Consider the following 17,636-nt stretch of genomic DNA (forward strand, 5'->3'; position numbering starts at 1 on the left):
TAAACTATGAAATTTTGCTTTCTACTGGTCGGGATTTGCTCCACTTATTTTTCTTTCGGTACTCCATTCTTTAAAAATCCAGTAAACTACCAACCCATATTTACCTACCCTCCCGATTTTGGTTCTGAATACCTGGAATCATTAGCTAGTCTAGCCCAATCGTACCAGGAAAATGACAGCCTTCGCTGGCAAGTATTATGGGATTGGGGTTATTACACTCATTCCCGTAATCTGAAACAATCGCTCCATATTATTCAACTCGGACTAGATGAGGCCACACGCGCAAAGAATAGTCTTTGGGAAGGTAGATTTCAACTAATCAAAGGTGCCATTCTCATGCGGATGGATCAAACCGAACAAGCTGAAATTCTGCTGCAATCGGCTATGGAAAAAGTACGGGAAACAGATCTTTGGTTGGCTTATACCAATATGGGATATGTTTACGAAAGAAGGGGTGATCTGAGTACTGCATTTGAATGGGCAAGAAACACCCTAGAATTGGGAAGAAAAACCGGACAAGTTAAAGCTCGGGCTATGGCCTACAGTGACCTGAGCTATTTACTTTGGAAACAAGGTAAATATAATGAGGGGCTGGAGCTGGGCCTACATTCCCTCGATTTATTTGAAAAAAGAGGCATTCCGGATATGGATTTTGACTTTACCCTCTATGTGGTAGCCAATCATTTAATGGCACTCTCCCGCTTCGACGAGGCAGAAAAGCATTTTGATAAAAGCATCGCCATGGGCGAGAGGTTTGCGTTTTTCAACAATCTAAGCGATGTATACATTTCCCTTACCAGTCTCCAGATCAGAAAAGGAGAACTACAAAATGCAGAGAAATCGGCCTATCTGGCCCTGGAATATGCCAGCTTACTGGAAAATTCCTTCATGCAAATGAGATCTCTGTTGGCAATAGGCGAAGTAAACCTATTAAAAGAGGAATACGTTACGGCAGAAAAATATTTTCTGGAAAGCATCTCGGAGGCAGGAACCGATTCTGGTGATCATTTTTTTTCAAGACAAGCTTACCTTCATTTAAGTGAAACTTATGAGGCTATTGGAAAACCCAAGGAGGCCTTGTTTGCCTTCAAAAGGTATCACGAGCTTAATCGGACTATTTTTAATGAAGAAGCAGAGAAAAAGATGGCCACCCTTAAGGCGGCTCTTGACCTGGCACAGAAGAACAATACTATAAAAGAACAAGCGCTAATCCTTAGCAAACAGGAAAAACAGGTGACTTTTTGGATCTTGGGTACCACGATGTTGCTGGTGGTTTCGCTTATCACCTTTCGAGGCTATCGCATTATCAAAAAGAAAAATAGATTACTGGAAGAGCAAAACCGGGAGAAAAGTCACCTGGTTCGAGAGACCCACCACCGCATTAAAAATAACCTCCAGGTAGTCAGCAGCCTACTTTCCTTGCAATCAGAGCATATTCAGGACCCCCAATTGCAACAAATTATGTTGGATAGCCAAAGCAGGGTACAAAGCATGGGACTGGTTCATCAGACGCTCTACCAGGGAAAGGATTTGGCGTACATAGAAATGAAGGATTATTTCACCAAACTTTCCGAAGATGTTATTAATAGTTTTGGAGCCAAGGGTAAGGCTAACCTGTACTGTGAAATGGGAAAAATTACTCTGGACATCATTACCGCTATTCCTATTGGTCTAATTATCAATGAATTGATGACCAATTCACTTAAATATGCTTTTCCAGAAAAGGAACTAGGATCCCTTTTCATATCACTTTACTGGAAAGGAAGCGAATTAATCCTTGATTATAGGGACGACGGGATAGGTTTTAAAGAAGAAGAAGCGGCATTCTCCCCTGGATTCGGAAGGCAATTGATTCAGTTATTATCCACCCAACTGAATGGTGAAATGAACAAAATACCTGATCAGGGGACCCGCTTCCAATTTGTATTTCATCCGTAACATCATATATTAAGAGCAATATGATAAAAATTTTGATCCTGGAAGACGATCTGGTGCAAGCCACTCATCTGGCACAAAGCATCCGGAAATTAGGCTATTCGGTGACAGGAATTGAAAATAATGGCGAGAAAGCAGTTCAACATTTCCAGCAACACCGGCCTGAGCTGGTTCTGGTAGACATTGGATTAAACGGTAAACTAAACGGTATCGAAGCAGTCACCCGCATGCAGGAAATACAAGATGTCAAAGCCATTTTTCTAACCGGAAATAGCGGACCGCATTATTTCGAAGAGGCCAAATCCACCCACCCTTTTGCCTTTATTACCAAACCCTTCCATGCTGTCGAACTTCAACGCACACTGGACTTAGCAGCGGAACAAATCCAGTACGAACGGGAAAAACCAACCACGGAATCGGACCAGTCTGCTACCTTTTTGAAAGACAGGATATTTGTCAGGACTCAAAACAAACTGGTCAAAATTTTATTCGACGATATTTATTATGTGGAAGCGGACAGGAATTATGCAAAAATCCATACCAAAAACGAATCCATCCTGGTTGTCTACCCCTTAAAAGTACTAGAGCAAAAACTCCCAAAACGAGATTTCATCCGGATCCATCGGTCTTTTTTGGTTAACATTACCAAGCTGGATGCCGTGGCAGATACCTTTCTGGAAATTAATAAAAAAAAGCTACCCATAAGCAAACAACACAAACAGGAATTACTTAATAACCTCAATACCCTTTCCTAAAAAATGGGTGTAGAAGACACCGTACCTATTTGCTGGCGTCGAAGTGATAAACCCTTTTAGTCCCTTGGAGCCCATAGAATTGGTAGCATGCGCAGTGAGAGTTGGCATTGAATATCAATAGCTCTCGCCCCAAAATTAACCATTAGGTGTATCAAGTAAATAAAAATCTCGCTACGTTCCCTGCGTCTCCGCCGCGGCCGTGGCGTGAAACCCTATTTCTCCCCCGGTGGGAGCAAGCATCCTTTAAAAAAACAAATTAGCCAATACTACCACTTTTCCCTTTAACCGATTGTGACTTAATATTAAAACGAAATCAGCTGAATTTCTTCAGCAAAGCTTTCCGTAAATTTGATTTCGCCCGCTCAATCAGGTCCGGGGCAGCAAAATCCAGGTCAGGCATAGGGATAACCTCGTCAAAGCCAGCTTCCAGGCCCTCCTCACCGGAGGTAATCAGCCAACTCTTTTTCCCGTATTTTTTAGCCAACTGCAACAGCTCATAGCTCCCCTTCCCATGCGCGGACTGGGCGTCGAAACGACCTTCACCGGTAACTACGATATCCGACTCCTGTATACGCTGTTCCATGCCGGTTTTTTCAAAAAAATAACGAGCACCCTGTTCCAACTGAACCGGAAAAAAGGCATACAGCCCCATGGCTATTCCACCCGCTGCTCCATAACAGGCTCGATCTGTCAGGTCCCATTTAGACTTTTTCTTTATTCTTTCGAAAAGCTTTTGGGAAACTTCCAGAAATCGCGGCTGCTGGCTTTCCGGCAAACCTTTCTGCGGACCAAATACCGGAATGGCTCCTTCTTTCCCAAAAAAAGTATTGCCCACATCACACAAGCAGGTAAAACGAAGAGAAGGCAGTTTCACGGGCAACTGGATATGGGCTATTTTCTCCAAAAATTCCGGAACGAAAGGAATAAGTTCCCTGCCATTTTTGTCCAAAAAACGCAGGCCCAGTGCCTGAAGGATACCGGTACCCATATCAATGGTAGCACTTCCCCCAAGCCCCAGCACAACCTGATCCGCACCCTTTTCCACGGCCCGGGCAATAAGTTGTCCCGTCCCATACGTGCTGCAAATCCACGGGTTTTTTTCGTAATCCTTTAGGTCTTTAATCCCCGAAGCGGTGGACACGTCCAGAAAGGCAGTACGGGAAGTAGGGTCGTAGCCAAAAAAAGCTTGGTGTGATCTGCCCAGGGGCCCGCATACCCAAGCTTCCACTTTTTCCAGCCCCAGCTGTTTGCTAAGCAAAAGGCAGGTGCCATCTCCCCCATCCGCAATGGGACAGCAATCGGTTTGGTCTTTTGGCTGGCATTCCTGAATCGTTTTTTCAATAATGGCTGCAGCCTCTTCTGCTTCCAGTGTTCCTTTAAAGGCATTGGGTGCGATCAACCATTTCATTCTTCATCGAGGATTTTCATGCGTTCAAAATAGTCTTTGGTAGCCGCAATCACCTTTGGAGAAAGGTACAAGGCGGAAATCATGGTGGGGAAAGCCATTACGGCATACATACCGTCGACAAAACTCATCACCACACTCAAAGAGGTGACCGCACCACCAACGATCGTTATCAGGTAAAAATAATTGTAATAATCGGCCTTTTCTGCACCAAAAAGGTAGTTAAAGCATTTGTGACCGTAATAAGAATAGGTAAACATGGTGGAAAGTGCGAAAATGAGTACGGCAGCCATCAGCAGGTATTTTCCAATGCCCGGCAAGCCCTGTTCAAATGCCGAAAGGGTCAGTAAAACTCCGTCTCGCTCACCGGTTTTCCAAACGCCGGTAACCAAAATAACCAAGGCAGTCAATGTACAAACCACGATAGTATCAATAAAAGGCCCCAACATGGCAATCAGGCCTTCTCTCACCGGCTCGCTGGTTTTAGAAGCACCGTGGACCATGGGTGCTGTTCCGATTCCAGCTTCATTGGAAAAAGCGGCTCTTCTGGCCCCAATGATGATCACCTGACCAACAGCGCCTCCCAAAACCGCTTTGCCAGTAAAGGCATCCTCAATAATGAAAAGGAGCATCTCAGGCACTTCTCCCAGGTTTTTGAAAAGAATAATGAATACACAAACAAAATACATGCTCACCATAAAAGGCACCAGCCGGGAGGCAACTTTTGCGATCCGTTGTATACCACCCAGGATGACTACCGCCACCAATAACATCATCGTGATTCCAATGATCCAGCGGGAGGTCTGGCCCCAGTCCAGACCAAAAGGCCGCAACAACACTACCCGCAGAACTTCGGTAAGTTGATTGGCTTGAAAGATGGCCAGCAAACCCATGATTCCTGCCACGCAGAAAATAACCGAAAGGAAACGCCATTTTTTCCCCATCCCCTCTTCTATCACGTACATGGGACCTCCCTGAATATGTCCGGAGGAATCCTTTCCCCGGTACATGATGGCAAGGGTACAGGTAAAGAATTTGGTAGCCATTCCAACAAATGCAGATACCCACATCCAAAAAATGGCTCCTGGGCCTCCTGTACCTATGGCCAGGGCAACGCCACTGATATTTCCCAAACCTACGGTCGCAGCGATTGCCGACGACAGCGCCTGCAGAGAAGTGATATCTCCCGATGCATTGGGATCATCGTACTTACCTCCTACCACTTTCATGGCATGCCGTAAGCCCCTGAATGGAATAAAACGGGAATAAAACAGCATGAAAAAACCACCACCCATCAACAAGACCAACAATGGCGTTCCCCAAATCCAATTACTGAAGGCAATGATTAAATCTCCCAAGTTTTTCTAATTTTTGTGGTCAAAAATTCAATTAATATCCCTCCAAAGTAAGGATAAATTCCGAAAATACCCTTGAGCCGATCTGACAAATAGGTTACTTATGGTAGCCATTTTCCCGAAAGCTTTCTATTTTTGCGGGAATACCCACTAATCTTTCCCCAATGATCCGAAATCCGCAAACCGTTGTTATCAAAATAGGCTCCAATGTATTAACCATGGACGACGGTAGTCCGGACGTTCAACGCATGCGTAATTTAGTGGATCAGATGGCCTTTCTCCTGGAAAAGGGAATTAGGGTAGTATTGGTTACTTCCGGGGCGGTAGCCTTTGGACGAAAATCCCAACAACTCTCTGCTAAAACCGAGGCCGTTTCCAAAAAACAAGTATGGGCAGCGATCGGACAGATTGCCCTTATCCGCTCTTATCAGGAATTGTTTTCCCAAAAGGGCTATCCCATAGCCCAATTGATGGTGACGAAAGAAGATTTCCGTGACCGCACCCATTACCTGAACATGAAAAACTGTCTCGACGGACTCCTCAAAAATCAGATAGTTCCCGTGATTAACGAAAACGATGCCGTAGCAGTCACCGAACTGATGTTTACCGACAACGACGAGCTGGCAGGATTGGTGGCCGCCATGATCGATGCCGACAGCCTGATCCTGCTCACCAATGTGGACGGCATTTATAAGGGGCATCCCTCTGATCCGGATTCCGAATTAATAACCCACGTAGGCCAGAAAATGCCTGACCTCAGTCAGTACATCGCCACACAAACCTCCGCCTTCGGCCGCGGCGGGATGTTGACCAAAATGACCATGGCCAAAAAATCCGCTGACCTCGGGATTGAAGTTTTGATCGCCAATGGAAAAAAGGAAGGGGTTTTAACTGACTTTTACAACCAACAACTACGATGCACCTATTTTGAACCGGGAAAATCAAAACACAACCAAAAAAAATGGATTGCACATAGCGATACCTATTCTAAAGGGGAAATAATTATCAACGAGGGAGCGAAAAAAGCCCTGCTCTCCGAAAAAATCACCAGCCTGCTGCCCATAGGCATCCTGTCCATCAATGGAGCCTTTCTAAAAGGTGACATTATACGGATAATGGATTCCTCAGGCCAACGAATCGGGTTGGGGAAGGCCGAATACGGGGCAGAAACGGCCCGGGACAAAATTGGTCTCAGCGGGCAAAGGCCCTTGGTACATTATGATTACCTTTACATTTCTGAATCGCATTAACTGTTGCCCAGATTAGACATCCTTTCTATGAAAAACCTGGAAAAAACTTTTCAAAACGTACAAGCTGCCAGCAGACAATTGTCCTTGCTGTCTGAATCGAAAATCAACAAAATACTGGATGACCTGGCCATGGCCGCCATCAAATACACACCGGAAATTCTGGATGCCAACCAAGAGGATCTGGACCGAATGGATCCGGCTGATCCCAAATACGACCGGCTCAAACTCAATGAAGAACGAATTGAAAACATCGCCGAGGACCTCATTAATGTGGCCAAGCTGGACACGCCTCTTGGTACGATATTGGCTGAAAAAAAGCTACCCAACGGCCTGGACCTTCAAAAAATCAGGGTTCCCATCGGTGTCATCGGCATCATCTACGAATCCCGTCCCAACGTTACATTTGACGTTTTTAGCCTTTGCCTGAAAACAGGAAATGCCCTGGTGCTGAAAGGAGGTTCGGATGCCCATGCCTCCAATACCCTCATCGTCGAGGTGATTCATTCCGTACTGAAAAAGAATAAAATTACCACGGATTGTGTTGCCCTGCTTCCTGCAGACAGGGAGGCCACCAAAGAATTGCTGCAGGCGGTGGGCTATGTGGATGTCATCATCCCAAGGGGAAGCCAGGGTCTGATAGACTTTGTCCGTAACAATTCCAAAGTCCCCGTGATCGAAACCGGAGCAGGAATCGTACACACCTATTTTGACCGTTCCGCTAACATGGAAAAAGGTGCGGCCATTATCTGCAATGCCAAAACCAGACGCGTAAGTGTCTGTAATGCCCTGGACTGCCTGCTGCTGGACCAAAGCCGGCTTAGTGACCTGCCTGCGCTCGCTAAGCCGCTTGCCGAAAAAGGGGTAACCATTTTTGCCGATAAGCTGGCCTTTGAAGCCCTGTCTGGAAACTATCCGGAAGCCTTGTTGCAGCCGGCAAAAGAAGCACATTTTGGAACGGAATTCCTTTCCCTCAACATGGCCATCAAAACCGTAGACGGGCTGGATGCCGCACTGGAACACATTGCCAGGTACAGCAGCAAACATAGCGAAGCCATCATTGCCGAAGATGAAAAGACCATATCGCATTTTCTGCAGGCAGTGGATGCCGCGGCCGTATATGCCAATGCTTCCACGGCCTTTACGGATGGGGCGCAGTTTGGATTGGGTGCTGAAATTGGTATCAGTACGCAAAAACTGCATGCCAGAGGCCCGATGGCGCTGGAAGAAATGACTTCCTACAAATGGGTGATTCGCGGAAACGGTCAAATCCGACCCTAAGTACTTTCAGTATTCTTAGTTCATGATCTCAGATAAAACCCCACTGGTTCATCAACGAAAGCTCCTGGAGAAATTTCCCGGAAAAGGGGGATGGACCTACATTTCGCTTCCAGAGGTAGCTTACGAGAAAAGTTTTCCTTTCGGAATGGTACGGGTTCAGGGCAGCCTGGATGCGTACCTGCTGGGTACCGTCAAGTTAATGCCCAAAGGAAATAAGGAGCTATTTTTGCCGGTAAATGCCAGGATCCGTAAGGCCCTGGGCAAAGAGGCCGGAGATGACGTGCTGGTAAAATTATATAAAGTGGCCTCTCCAACATCCATTCCGGAAGAAGTACTTATTTGCCTGAAGGATAGTCCGGGTAGCCTGGAAAAATTCTATTCACTTCCTGGTTGGAAACAAACCTTGTATTTGGAAGCAATCGTCGATTCCAAAACCCCGGCGGAAGAAACAGCAAAAATTTTAAAGCTGCTGGAGGTTTTGGAAAAAATTCCATAGCAGGGTAAAAAAACTACACTTCACAAAGCACCCGCAGCCAATATTGCGAATTTTTGGCGGCCGCTGCTAGAAAAAGCACCCTGCCCGGACCATTGCATCGAACGGACCAATTACACCAATCGGGAAAATCCGCTTTTAGCCACCTCTTCATCCGGCAGAGATATGTATGTGCCTTTTTCCAGGCTTTTCGAAAGGACGGCAAATACCTGATCCAGGGCCTCTCCGTATTTCTTCACGTTCTGTTCGGTATGGCCAAGGCTGGGATAAAAAGCCGTTCCGGCCAGAAAACCCTGCTTTAGCATCTCCCTGGTGAAGATGGTTCGCAATCGTTCGGAAGCAGGGTGGGAAAAACGAAAGCCGGACAGGGCGGGAAACCCATACACCTCGACAGGCAATTTCCATTTCTCCGCCAACTCTTTCCATTGCTTCTGCACCTCTTTTCCCCTTGCCTCCACCCAGAGAGGTAAGTCGAAACGTTTCATTTCCTTCAAGGTGGCCAAAGCGGCTACCGGGCCGGTACTCTCACTCCAGGAAGTGCTGCTCATAAAGGAACGATGGGCCCCTTCCATCGCTTCCCGACTACCGATCACGGCTCCTATAGGAAACCCATTGCCCAGGGCTTTGGCAAATACCGCCATGTCGGGATGCAGCCCGTAGCGCAGGTGCAGCCCTCCCATGTGCATCCGCCATCCTGCGGTAATTTCATCGACAATCAGAAGAATTCCATATTTCTGTGTCTCTTCCCGTACCCGTTCCAAAAAACCAGGCAGCGGCTCCTCCTGCCTGCCGGGCTCCATGATTACAGCGGCCAGACGGTTGCCATGGGTTTTTATCAGTTCCAAAAAACCTTCGGTATCGTTAAACCGAAAGGTAAAAGCACTGCCTCGCAGGGCTTCCGGCACCCCGGCGGGTTCCAGACCTGGGAGCAAATGTCCTTTCAAAGCATCTTCGGAGCCTAGGTTTGCCGCCAGGTACCAATCCTGCCAGCCATGGTATCCGCAAATACCGACGAGGGATCTTCCTGTAGTTGCCCTTGCGATACGAATGGCAAGGCCACATGCTTCCCCTCCTCCCCTAACAAACCGGGCCTGTTCTGCCCAGGAATGCAAAGCACAGAGTTCATCCGCCAACGCCACTTCTTCGGGAGCATTAAGCGAACTCATGCTTCCCAATCGAATGCGTCGCATAACCGCATCGTTTACTGCAGGATGGGCATACCCCAGTAAGCAAGAGCCCACAGCGTTGGTAGAAAAATCGTAATAATGCCTGCCATCCAGATCCCAAACCTCACAACCCCTGGCTTCCCGGAAATAGGGTGGCCAGTGCTCCGGCGCCATGTTTTCGGGTCGCTTGCTGAGCAACTGTACCCCTCCGGGAATCCTGCTTTTGGCGTGTCGGTAAAGGTCCTGGTCGACCAGGACAGATTTTTCGTCGCAACCCAGCAAGCGAATGCCGTTGGTGCAGAAGATGTCCTGCCGATCATTTGCATTCAGCGACATCCATTCACAGGCTTCCTTTAATGCCCGCAGGGATTCGATGCCTACCAGTACCGGATGTCCAAGTGCCTTATTCCAGTTGCAAGCATGTCCGTCCAGCCAGAAAAACCCATCCCCTAGCGTGACTGCTTTTCCCCGAATGGAAGAAACAGGAAAATCACTGCCCCACAGCAGTTTTTGTGGTCCAAAATGATGCAGTACCGTCATCATGGCCTGGGGTTCACAAATTCCGGACATGTCAAACCAGATATTGGGAAGGTCTTTTAACGCGGCTATCCCCGCTGCATGGGGTGCATGAAAAGAACGAGCCGTGTGGGCCAGTACCAACTTCATACCTGGATAATCCAAACACATCTTTCGGATCGTTTCCTGGTTGGAAGGGTCGGAAATGGCCCGGTCTTTTACCAGGTGAAGCATAACTACCGCTCCCTTCTCATGGGCCCATTTGCACCAGTGGTTTGGAAGAAAGCCATGGATCGAACTTCTCGGAGTAGGCTTTTCCGGGCTGTAAACGTGGTACGGCTTGAGTCCCAGTATTCTATGGTGATCCAGGGTTTCGGCCATCTCCTCCGGTCGCATTTCCGGACGAATCAGGGCCAGCCCCCGGCAATGAGGGTGCTGATCCAACTGCTGCCGGAGAAAGGCGTTGGCGGCCTGCACATCTGCCTGGGGTAAAGGTGCCGGAAAAAACAAACCTCCCTCTAGTCGGGATTTTGGGAACATTGGTTTGACCTGAGATTCCCATACCGGTATGCTCACCGATGCCGGACCCCCCGACCACAATCCCGGTTCCTGCAGGCTCAGGTCAGCAGTTTGGTAAATATGGGCATGGCTGTCCCAAACCCGCTCTGGTAAAAAATCACTAATACCAGCAAGTACTTCCCGGTCTTTTTCAGAAAAATCCCAGGTATATTCCGATTGTTTATTTTTTTTCATCACTGGTTATTATTGTTGGGTTGCTGCTAAACTTAGGGTTCCATACCAATCCGTAGAAAATGAATCGCGGTGGTGTCGGGATGGGATCCCTGATAGAAATAAGCCAGGATCTCCCCGTTTTCCAGCAACAGCAATTGGGGATGGCCCACTGAATAACGTGCCATTTCCTCCCATGCCTCATCCATTTTCATGAATTGACTGTCTTGCCTTGGCCGTTCGAACGAAGTAAGGAGAATGGATGTATCAAACCGCTTCCCTTCGTCCCTGCTCAGATGAAGGTATAGTTCGGGCAAGCTTCTTCGGTCGATGGTAACTAGCATCAGCCGGCCATCCGGAAGTTGTACTGGATGACCAGGTTGCCCGTATACGCCGGTATCTTGCGGTTGACTCCAACTTTTTCCCCCATCGGTGCTTTCTGAGCGGTGGATGTTTTTATATTGATTGTTTACACCATCAAAAGTCCAGAAAAAATTAACCAGCCTCTTGCCATCATTCAACACAAGGGGACGCTGATCCCAATAAAACATGCCTGGATGATGTGTGACCAGGCTCATTTCAGACCAGGAAAACCCGCTGCCCCTGGAAAAAAGCAAGGCCGAGCGGTGGATCCAGGGTTTGGGATCCTCTTTAAATTTATTGATTTCGAATTGACAAATGAGGCTTCCGTCCGCTAATTTCATGGGAGGCCCCGTAAGCGGCACCGGCCCACCGGTAGCCTGCGTATCTATCATGACGGGATCGGACCAGTCCTGACCATCATTTTCACTGAAACTGTAAAAAATCCGGGTATCTTTCAGGCTTTCGGTGTTTGGATCAAAAAAAGGTGCCTGCGGATCACTGCCATCCACCCAATTGATGAGCGCCAACACCCTGCTTTCACCTAGTGCGAGGAAATAAAGGCTATGTGAATTTCCGGGCCTACCCTCCAGGGAGGGCAAAGGAAGCGGTTCGAAGGGTGGAACCCAGGTCTTGCCTTGGTCATCCGACCAGGTCATCATGGCCTTCATAGAGCTTCCGTCTTTCTTTTTGTCTGCAGCACGGAAGCCTGCGAGCCAGCGACCAGAGGGCAGTACTTCCATTGCCGGAAAGCTGAGACTTCCCAGACCGGAAGCCTTCGGTAATCCACGAACTTGTCCACTTTCAAGTACTTGCATAGGTCTAGGTTTTTCTATCTATTTCCGTGGAAGCCTTGAATATGGCCGCCTCCCGGCTGCGCTTTAACATTGTTTCCTTGTTGCCCAGCATTTTGACATCCATAAAACTAAATACCATACCCAACAACACACCCACACCCAGCGATACCGGTAGGATAAACAATACTTCAATCCCCAGGAACTTGAAAAAGGCAATGGCCACGGCAATGGCTACACTCCCAATTCCTCCCAGAAAGGTCCCTCTGGCAGTTGCAAAAGGCACAAATAGGGCCAGGAAAAACAAGACAAACAAGGGGGAGACGAAGAGATTGACCACCTTGACGATCACATCGTACAGGTTGCCTTCTACCTTGCTGATAAGCAAACTGAGCAGCAGTGCAAAAATCCCCACAAACAGGGAAAGGTTGCGCACCGCTCCCAGTTGGTTTTTAGGTGCCCGGTAATTTCGGGTAAACCGTTTGATCAGGTCCTCAGAAATCACCGAAGAGGTGCTGTTCAAGCCGGAAGAAAGGCTGGACATGGCTGCCGCTAAAATGCCTGCGGCAACCAGCCCGGAAATCCCCACCGGCAATCCTACCCGGATAAACTTGGGGAACAGTTGGTCAGCATGGGTAGCCACGGTTTCGCCGGGGGAAAGAAAATGAGGAAATGCTGTAAAATAGGCCAACACGGCTAACCCCACTAATCCCAGTAAAGTTTGTACCACAAAGGTGGTAAGTAGCGACACGCCAAAGGTCTTCCGGGCGGTTTGGGCATTTTCGGTGGCCAGAAAACGTTGTATAGACATCTGGTCGGAACCCGAAGAAGCCAGGTACCAAACAAAGGTGGTCAGCAGGGCATTGCCAATAGTCATGCGCTCCCGGGCATCCACCCCGACTTTCAATTCCCCCCAATGCGCCAGCCATTCAGAAGGAAACCAGGCAGATACCGATCCAAAGGAAAATGTCACCACTAGTAAGGTCAGAACGGCCCCTCCCATTAGAACACCTGATTGAATCACGTCCGTAAATACCACTGCTTTCAGCCCACCCAGTGTGGTATAAAAAATGGTTATCCCCATCAACAATACACTAAGGATAAGGGTATACGAGGGATCAAAACCAAAAATGGCCAGGATGGCGGTATGCACGGTAATAAAGATAATGGTACCCATCCATAGAAATCGCAGGGACAAAAAGAAAAAAGTCGCCAGCACCCGTATGCTTACCCCCAGGTTGATTTCCAAAATCTCGTAGGCGCTGGTCACTCTCAGCTTCATGAAGCGCGGAATCAGAAACCAACCCACCACGTAATACACGAGCGGAAAGATCAATACTCCGGAAAAAATTACCGGGCCGTACTTTACCATTTCGCCGGGATAGGAAAGGTAACTCAGCGAACTAAGCAGGGTAGCAAACAGGGACAGTCCAACTGCCACCGGATTCATTTTGCCTCCACCCAGGTAGTAATCCTTTTCGCTTTTGTTTTTTCTGGAAAAATAATACCCCACACCTACCATTCCTGCCAGGTAGGCCACTACTACCAGCCAATCTGCCCAGGCCAGGCTATAGACCTGCCGCCTGTCCAGCATCAGGATACCAAATGCTCCAGCAGCCCTTACATCCGCATTTATTGCTTCCTTCATGCCGGAAGTTGCTTGCTCCCCTTCCGGCAAGATAGGATGTTTGTTTTCCAGCAAGTCAATTAGTACCGGAAGGTCTTCCGGATTCCCTGCCTTACCAAGGGCATAGGCCATTTCCATGCGTTCGCCTTTGGATGGAGAATTTTTTAGGTCCAGTAAGGCTTCTTTTACCTTTTCAAAAACCGGATCATTTCTTTTCTCCTCCGGAGCATGGATCAGCGCCGCCGACAAAAGATAGACCCTCGGAAGTGATCCCTGCTGTTCCTGCAAACCGGATTTAGCCACTCTTTCCCAGGTATCTTCCGAAAAACCCCCTTCATTTCGAAGGGCATAAGCAGCCTGCAGCCGGAGTATTTCATCCAGACCCGAATCCAATGCCAGCTCCGGCAATTTCTCACCGGCACCATTCGGTTCACGCCCCTGCAGGGTACTCCAAAGGGTATATACATACAGGCTGTTCACCTGGCCTTCCAGTACTTCCCGGGTAATTTCCGGAGAGGAGTTGGCCAGGGACTCGCCCAATTTAGCCAGGGTCTCTGCAGCGTGGACCCTGTCGGGACCGTCCCGGTCTTCAAAGGCACGAATGATTTTGTTTACATAGCTTTCCCTGGAGGTAAGATCGGACTGGGCGAGTACCCGCCAGACTCCAATCCGGTAAGGCGAGCTTTGCTCCCATTTTTCTTCTTCTTGCTGAAACGTTTCCCGAACGCCTTCTGTGTAGTCAAGCCAGATTTTGTATTCCGCAGCGTGGACTTTTACCCAATATTCCTGTTGATCCATCACCTGCTGCAGCTCTTGCACGGCCCTTTCCCGGAGTTCCGGGCCCACCGCTGAGGGTCGTGACTGACACGCTGCCACCGCTAGTAGGACGATTAACCCCATCGTCAGGTTCCGGATTCCCGGCACCCTCATGCCTGTTTTTTGTTCAGAGATTTTACATAGGCTTGTTTGGCTTCCACATCTTCCTTGGCGGATTTGCCGAAATAAATCCATCCCATGGCCTTCCGACTTCGTTCGGGGTGAGTGTTGGGAGCCGCCCGGTGGATGGTCAACGCATGGTGTAGCAGCAGGTCCCCTGGTTTGGCAGGAAAGAAAACCTCGTCTTCCAAATCCGAAGGCTGTCCAAAATCCACAATTCCCTGTGAAAACCCTACTGTTTGCGTGGCCCCGTGTGGACGCATTCCCTTTTTGTGAGAGCCTTTAACGTAACTCACCCAGCCATTTTGCTCGTCCACTTCTTCCAGGGCCAACCACATGGTCACGGCACTCATGGGTTCCAGCATAAAGTAATAGCCGTCCTGGTGAGGAGGGGTTGCTTTGCCGATTTTTGCCGGCTTGTTGAAATACTCCAGGGTCTTGCCTACCACCTGCTCTCCAAGTACTGTTTCCGCCAACTGTGAAAAAGAACTATCCAGCAATAGGCGTTCGAATAAGGGCGAATAAGCTTGCAGGTCCTGCAGCATTTTCAAGCTGCCGGGATCTCCCGGCACTTCGTATTTCACGTGTTCCGGAGCCATATCGGAGAGTTGGTGCTGGATGAATGCGGCTAAAGTTTCATTGATTTCATCCACCTGAGTACGGGATAAAAAGCCCGGCAGGTACAGGTAGCCGTCGCTTAGAAATTGTTGGGTGAGTTTTTGGGAGTCCATCGTGCTTTACTAGTTTTTCGTGCCTGTTTCCTGTTTCAATTTTTCTTCATTCTGATCGCTGACCCCTGCCGGTTCCTCGGGAGTATCTCCGTCCGGGAAGGGAAAACGCTGCATTAACCCAACCATTTCCTCGCTGAAGCCCCGAAAAGCATCCTCCAGCTTATTCACTTTCTCCGGGGGATAGCTATAGCTGCCCTGCCCGCTAGTCCATCCCAACTTCCCCTCTGCCACGGTTTCACGAAAAAATTCAGGAACATCTGAGGCCCGCGAAAGTTCGGGATTAAGGTCTTTCATAACCAATCCGTAGACATAGGTACCCATCAGGTCCATGTACCGGCAATTGCCGGCAAAGGGCAGGTAATAACCGGGGTCATTGCGACAGGCCCGGTCGATATCTTCTGCCAGCACGTAGCCGTTTTCGATCAGAAAAAAAGCTTCCCGTGCCATGGCGGCCAGCAATTTACTTCGAATACTTTTACCTTTTGGAAGGTGGTAGGGATCTTTTCTCCAGCTTGTTGCCATCAAGTCCATGAACGCTTGCACTTCTTCCCTTCGGTTTCGTGGGGTACTGATAAGTTCGGCAAAATACGTCAGGTGAGCCGGATAGACCCAGTTTAGCCCCAGCAGCCGTGAGGGGTCGGGCAGTTCGGCTTGCAGTTCGGCCAGAGGAATACTTTCGGTATTGATCAATAGCAGCGCATTCGGAGGAGCCACGCGGACTACTTTTTCTAACCAAGCCCGCTTTATCGGGGGATTTTCCGGAGTAATAAGGATGATCAATTCGCTGTCTGTAACGACGGTGTTATCCCAGGTTTCCGTACCCGAATGGAATCCTTTCAAGGAAATGGCTTCACTACCGGAACAGGCATTCAGGGAATCTGTTGTAATTGCTCCTCCGAGCCTTTTGACCGAATGACCGGCCCGTAGCAGGCAGAGAATGATCGAGGGAATCAATATCCCCTCACCTGCTACCGCTATTTTAGCATGCTGATAGTTCATGATTTCATCTCAGTTAGGGCGTCTTTGGCAATTTCCAGGGCCCGATCGATTTCGGCTTCGGTATGCACTGCACTGATGTACCAGAGCCCACGTCCAATGACCCTAAGGCCACGATCGTGCATTCCAGAAATAAAATGCTTCAGTTTGCCTTTATCAAAGCTCAGTACGTCCCGAAAGTCAAATACCGCGTTTTTGTCACTAAAACCCGTATGAGCAATAGGGCCGATTCCCGATACAAGCAGAGGTTGACCGGTATCTTTTGCCAACTGCCGTAAGCCTTGCCGCAACTTGTCTCCCAGAGCAAACATAGTCGGGTAAGGATTCTCTCTTTCCAAAATGGATACCGTAGCCAGGGCGGCGGCCACCGTAGGATTGGCGGCGTTCATGGTACCGGCATGGATGACGCGGGCAGAAGCTATTTCCTCCATCCATTCCTTTTTACCGACCACTGCACTAATAGGATAGCCACTGCCCAGCGCTTTGGCGAAAACAGCCATGTCGGGAAGGATACTGTAAAGCCCCTGCGCTCCAGACAGGCCTAACCGAAAGCCAGTAATGACCTCGTCAAGAATGAGTGCTATTCCGTATTGGTCGCAGATTTTCCGCAATCCTTGTAAAAAACCTTCCTTGGGGGGAATACAGCCATTGTTACACATAACCGGTTCGGTAATAATTGCCGCCAAGTCCTGGTGATGCTGCTTAACCAGCTCCTGAACCAATTCCAGATTGTTCCAGGGGAGCAGAAAAAATTCCTCAGCTGATCCGTGGGACAGGCCCTGGCTCCAGGGATGGATTACAGGCGCATTTCTGGGCCCGGTTTCTCCTGAGGCCGGGGTAGAAATACCATAACAAACGTTATCCAGCCATCCGTGGTAATGCCCTTCAAACCGCAAAAATTTCTGTTTGCCGGTTTTGGAACGGGCCACACGAAGTGCAGTCTGAACCGCTTCCGAGCCGTCCAGGCAAAACCGAATCCGCTCGGCGGAGGGTATGAGTTGCTGTAATTTTTCCGCCAATTCAATTTCCTGGGCATGCTGTCCGGCAAATAATTGCCCCTTCAGTGAGTAGGTTTGCACTGCCTCCAGGATTTCCGGATGGGAATGCCCCAGGATCAGGGGGCCCTGGCTCAGGGTAAAATCCAGGTATTCGTTGCCATCCACATCATACAGTTTACTGCCTTTCCCGTGGGTGTAAAACAATGCATGGGGATGGTTGTATTTCCGGAATTCGGAAGAAACTCCGGAAGCAAGTACCTTTTTTGCCCGATCCAGCCAGCGGGCAGATTGGGAATAATCGTATTTTTTCAT

General features: G+C 48.7%; 13 protein-coding genes. 5 read left to right on the forward strand and 8 right to left on the reverse strand.

Annotated features, from left to right (window positions below):
* The first annotated feature begins 6 nt into the window (after positions 1–6).
* Together GKS34_RS18185 and GKS34_RS18190 are read left to right on the forward strand one after the other, a co-directional pair.
* A complete protein-coding gene (locus tag GKS34_RS18185; protein WP_163386411.1) occupies positions 7–1,938 on the forward strand; it encodes a histidine kinase dimerization/phosphoacceptor domain -containing protein in 1,932 nt (643 codons plus the stop codon).
* A 20-nt stretch (positions 1,939–1,958) separates the two neighbouring features.
* Positions 1,959–2,690 carry a LytR/AlgR family response regulator transcription factor gene (locus tag GKS34_RS18190; RefSeq protein WP_163386412.1) on the forward strand — a complete coding sequence of 244 codons (732 nt, stop codon included), beginning with the start codon at positions 1,959–1,961 and terminating at the stop codon, positions 2,688–2,690.
* 313 nt (positions 2,691–3,003) lie between these two features.
* Here GKS34_RS18190 and GKS34_RS18195 read toward each other — a convergent pair whose 3' ends face one another.
* Positions 3,004–4,098 (reverse strand): glycerate kinase family protein, encoded by a 1,095-nt coding sequence (locus tag GKS34_RS18195; RefSeq protein WP_163386413.1) that lies wholly within the window; start codon positions 4,096–4,098, stop codon positions 3,004–3,006.
* Entirely contained in the window at positions 4,095–5,453 is a 1,359-nt protein-coding gene (locus tag GKS34_RS18200) for an alanine/glycine:cation symporter family protein (RefSeq protein WP_163386414.1), read from the reverse strand. The genes GKS34_RS18195 and GKS34_RS18200 overlap by 4 nt, the downstream gene beginning before the upstream one ends.
* Before the next feature lie 161 nt (positions 5,454–5,614).
* On the opposite strand from GKS34_RS18200, the gene proB reads away from it, so the two are divergent.
* Genes proB through GKS34_RS18215 form a run of 3 tightly spaced genes read left to right on the forward strand, consistent with a single transcriptional unit; the run spans position 5,615 to position 8,474 of the window.
* Positions 5,615–6,700, forward strand: a complete 1,086-nt coding sequence (gene proB / locus GKS34_RS18205) for a glutamate 5-kinase (RefSeq protein WP_163386415.1) — start codon at positions 5,615–5,617, stop codon at positions 6,698–6,700.
* A 27-nt stretch (positions 6,701–6,727) separates the two neighbouring features.
* Positions 6,728–7,978 (forward strand): glutamate-5-semialdehyde dehydrogenase, encoded by a 1,251-nt coding sequence (locus tag GKS34_RS18210; protein ID WP_163386416.1) that lies wholly within the window; start codon positions 6,728–6,730, stop codon positions 7,976–7,978.
* A 22-nt stretch (positions 7,979–8,000) separates the two neighbouring features.
* Positions 8,001–8,474 carry a DUF1905 domain-containing protein gene (locus GKS34_RS18215; RefSeq protein ID WP_163386417.1) on the forward strand — a complete coding sequence of 158 codons (474 nt, stop codon included), beginning with the start codon at positions 8,001–8,003 and terminating at the stop codon, positions 8,472–8,474.
* A 110-nt stretch (positions 8,475–8,584) separates the two neighbouring features.
* Here the strand turns inward: GKS34_RS18215 and GKS34_RS18220 are convergent, their stop codons facing one another.
* Genes GKS34_RS18220 through GKS34_RS18245 form a run of 6 tightly spaced genes read right to left on the reverse strand, consistent with a single transcriptional unit; the run spans position 8,585 to position 17,636 of the window.
* The gene (locus GKS34_RS18220; RefSeq protein WP_163386418.1) at positions 8,585–10,906 is read right to left on the reverse strand and encodes an aminotransferase class III-fold pyridoxal phosphate-dependent enzyme; all 2,322 of its coding nucleotides are present in this window, start codon (positions 10,904–10,906) and stop codon (positions 8,585–8,587) included.
* 32 nt (positions 10,907–10,938) lie between these two features.
* Entirely contained in the window at positions 10,939–12,060 is a 1,122-nt protein-coding gene (locus GKS34_RS18225; RefSeq protein WP_163386419.1) for a sialidase family protein, read from the reverse strand.
* Positions 12,061–12,064: 4 nt separating this feature from the next.
* The gene (locus tag GKS34_RS18230; RefSeq protein ID WP_163386420.1) at positions 12,065–14,593 is read right to left on the reverse strand and encodes a sodium:solute symporter family transporter; all 2,529 of its coding nucleotides are present in this window, start codon (positions 14,591–14,593) and stop codon (positions 12,065–12,067) included.
* A complete protein-coding gene (locus GKS34_RS18235) occupies positions 14,590–15,330 on the reverse strand; it encodes a phytanoyl-CoA dioxygenase family protein (protein WP_163386421.1) in 741 nt (246 codons plus the stop codon). Before GKS34_RS18235 ends, GKS34_RS18230 begins: the two co-directional genes overlap by 4 nt.
* A 9-nt stretch (positions 15,331–15,339) precedes the next feature.
* Complete coding sequence (locus GKS34_RS18240; protein ID WP_163386422.1) at positions 15,340–16,329, reverse strand: 3-hydroxyacyl-CoA dehydrogenase NAD-binding domain-containing protein; 990 nt, start codon at positions 16,327–16,329, stop codon at positions 15,340–15,342.
* Positions 16,326–17,636 carry an aspartate aminotransferase family protein gene (locus GKS34_RS18245; protein WP_163386423.1) on the reverse strand — a complete coding sequence of 437 codons (1,311 nt, stop codon included), beginning with the start codon at positions 17,634–17,636 and terminating at the stop codon, positions 16,326–16,328. The genes GKS34_RS18240 and GKS34_RS18245 overlap by 4 nt, the downstream gene beginning before the upstream one ends.

This window comes from Cyclobacterium jeungdonense, assembly GCF_010994275.1.
Classification (GTDB): domain Bacteria; phylum Bacteroidota; class Bacteroidia; order Cytophagales; family Cyclobacteriaceae; genus Cyclobacterium; species Cyclobacterium jeungdonense.